The following is a 2,815-nucleotide window of genomic DNA, read 5'->3' as shown; positions in this document are numbered from 1 at the left end:
AGGGTAACACTACCGGCTACGATTTTCAACGGATTTGAACCCGATTAGGCAAATCCCAAATCTCTATCGGATACAGGGGGAAGACAGCTATGGCAGAGGAACTGGTGCGCATCGAGCTGGACTACACCTATACCTACGACCAGTTCACCGTATTCTTCTACGGTAATCAGGTGTTTATAGGCAAGAAGGACTATCCCATAGGGCAGTGTTGCGTGGACGTCATGAACCTGGACGAGTCGATCCTGGACGAAATTGACCGGCGCGTCAGACTGTTCATCCCCGCCGCCCGGAAGCTGCCCGCAGAAAAAACAGACAGCGCCGCCGCTCTTGCGCAGGAGCGGCTGAACGCTGTCTGGGAACTTATCTTTGCTCTGCCGGTCTACCGGGATCTGAAAATGGACGAGGCGTGCTGTTTCCATACCTTTCAACGACTCATGGCAAACAAAGAGAAATGGGCTCAGGTACAGGACCCGGCTTCGGAAGGTTATGGCATTTATCAGGGAATGATATCAGGCTTGGACTGTTTTGTGGACGGCCTCCGCAAATTGCGAAAGCAGATTTCCGTAATGACAGAGAAATACTTTGAGCCGCTAGAGCGGAGGAACAGCGGCGCTTACGCCGAGGCCTACGCTCGCTTCTATTCGGACATGCTCCACCTTGACGCCTGGGTTTGGAACGAGGAGTTTGAACAGAGTTTCCCCATGGAGGTCAACTTTGTACCCATGCTGCATCAAACGGAAGAGGGCAAAATCTTCTTGGCGGAGAAATCTACGTTCAACAGTCTGACGGATTTTTTGCGGACGGAGTTCTATCGGGGCTTGGCCCTGAGCAACGCCCCGCGGCAGTGCCATAACTGCGGGCGGGACTTCCTGCTGACCGACGGGTACAACACCTGCTACTGCAATAACGTTGCTCCCGGTGAGCTGGAGCGCACCTGCCGGAAGGTGGGTGCCCATCGTAAGGAGGCTCTTGGAAAAGCGAACCGCACTCCGGCCCGGAAGGAGTATGACCGGACTTACAATCGGTTGAAAGTCAGAAAGCAGAGAGGGAAGATCAGCGCGGATGAGTGGAACGCCGCCGTGGCGAAAGCGCAGGAGCTGCTGGAGCGCTCTGAGCGCGGGGAGTTGACAGATGAGGAACTGAAGCGCCGGTTTGAAGAGTTCTGAGCGTGGGACTATTCTTTATTATGAAAACCCACCTCCACCAGGGCGCAACAAAACGACCCGCCGTGGCAGAGTGCGCCGGGCTGTCAGGAAGCGGATGTTTCAGATAGAGGCGGGTGAGGCATTCGGTTCCCATCCCAATGCTTGCAAGCGTTTCAGATAACTGCGGATCTTGTGCTCCCGGTAGAAACCGTCGAAATAATCCGCACCCAAATCACGGAAGGGAACCTTGTTCTTGAGAATGTGGTAAATGGCAATGAGCATAGAGTGCGCCACAGCCATTGCCGCGCGGTTCTTTCCCCGCCTGGCCGCAATGCGCTGATACTGTGCGGAGAAATAGGAGCCTTTACTCCGGCTGGCGGATTTGGCGCACTGCACCAGCATGGATTTGAGCGTTGGATTGCCTTTTCGCGTTCTGCCGTGGTAACGCTTTCCGGCGCTCTTATGATTGCCCGGACAGACCCCGGCCCAGGAGCACAGGTGAGCACTGGAGGGGAAACGGCTCATGTCTGTACCAATTTCAGCCAGAATGACCTCCGCGCTGCGCTGTCCAATTCCGGGCATCCGGCACAGTTCTACGATGTCCGGCTGGGCCTGTGTCATGTACGCTTCCGCCATNNCGTCCAGCTTATGGATGCGNTGGTCCAAATCGCTGATGTGGTCAAGAATCTGGGCCAGCAGTTCCCGTTGCAGCGGCGTGATGATTCCGTCCAGGGACGCCATGATCTCATCCAGTTTGGGCAGANGGCTGTGGTGGAGCNGCTTGGCAATCTCCCCGCAGTCATCCAGTGGCTCTCCTGCGGCCAGCCGTTCCAGCAGGCGCCGGGCGCTCTTGCCCTGAATGTCCTTTATCACGCTGCCCAGTTTGATGTTGGCCCCCTCCAGCACCTTTTGCAGGCGGTTCAGCTCCCGGCTGCGCTCCTCAATGATGCTCTTACGGTAGCGGGTCAANTCCCGCAGCTCCCGCTGCGCCCGGTCAGGGACGAAGCTGGCCCGCAAAAGGCCGTGCTGGAGCAGGTCCGCGATCCACTCCGCGTCCTTTACATCGGTCTTCCGCCCCGGCACCNCCTTCATATGTGCGGCGTTAACGATAATCGCATCCAGGTTCAGCAGCTCGAACAGGTTATACAGGGGCTTCCAATAGGACCCTGTACTTTCCATGGCAGCCATCTCGCAGCCCGCCTCCGACAGCCAGCTGGCCAACGCTTTGATTTCGCAAGTCATAGTACCAAACTCCCGCAGCTCCTGTTTCCCGCCTCTCCGCAGGCAAGCTACGATAAGAGATTTGTGTACGTCGATCCCACAACAGCACCGATAGACAACTTCCATCTTTGGGCCTCCACTTCTGTTGTCACGGTGTGCTCTCCTATAGCTTCACTTTACTATGCGTCCTTCTGCCCTGCTGGACGGGACAATTTGTGGTTCAACGGGAGAGCATTTTGCCAATTTGTTTAGCGCGCTCATGGCGGCAAAGAAAAATCGGCCTTGTACCGTGCCCCTTTATTCTACCACTCCTCTCCCGTTTTCGTCCCTCGTGATGCGGACCTCCTGCGTGATATTTGTTTATAGCGGCGCAGTTTCTGAACGGCCCGGCCCCTTCCGCCGCTGTGCGGCAAAAAATTTTTCTCTTTGGCTGTGGTATTTTCCCCGCC

The 2,815-nt window shown here is 56.2% G+C and carries 2 protein-coding genes; one reads left to right on the top strand and one right to left on the bottom strand.

Translation table 11 applies throughout. The features are described from left to right. Positions 1–89: 89 nt before the first annotated feature. Complete coding sequence (locus JX325_RS14710) at positions 90–1,166, top strand: DUF6076 domain-containing protein (RefSeq protein WP_204791827.1); 1,077 nt, start codon at positions 90–92, stop codon at positions 1,164–1,166. A gap of 99 nt (positions 1,167–1,265) precedes the next feature. Here JX325_RS14710 and JX325_RS14705 read toward each other — a convergent pair whose 3' ends face one another. Further along, positions 1,266–2,492 carry an IS110 family transposase gene (locus tag JX325_RS14705; protein WP_204791826.1) on the bottom strand — a complete coding sequence of 409 codons (1,227 nt, stop codon included), beginning with the start codon at positions 2,490–2,492 and terminating at the stop codon, positions 1,266–1,268. Positions 2,493–2,815 lie beyond the last annotated feature (323 nt).

This window comes from Oscillibacter sp. CU971 (assembly GCF_905219725.1).
Lineage (GTDB): Bacteria > Bacillota > Clostridia > Oscillospirales > Oscillospiraceae > Oscillibacter.
Note: the sequence above shows the minus strand (reverse complement) of the source record. Positions and strands in the feature narration are given on the sequence as shown.

Coding starts and splice junctions, on each gene's coding strand:
- JX325_RS14710 (WP_204791827.1), top strand. CDS start 90: ATGGCAGAGGAACTGGTGCGCATCGAGCTGGACTACACCTATACCTAC.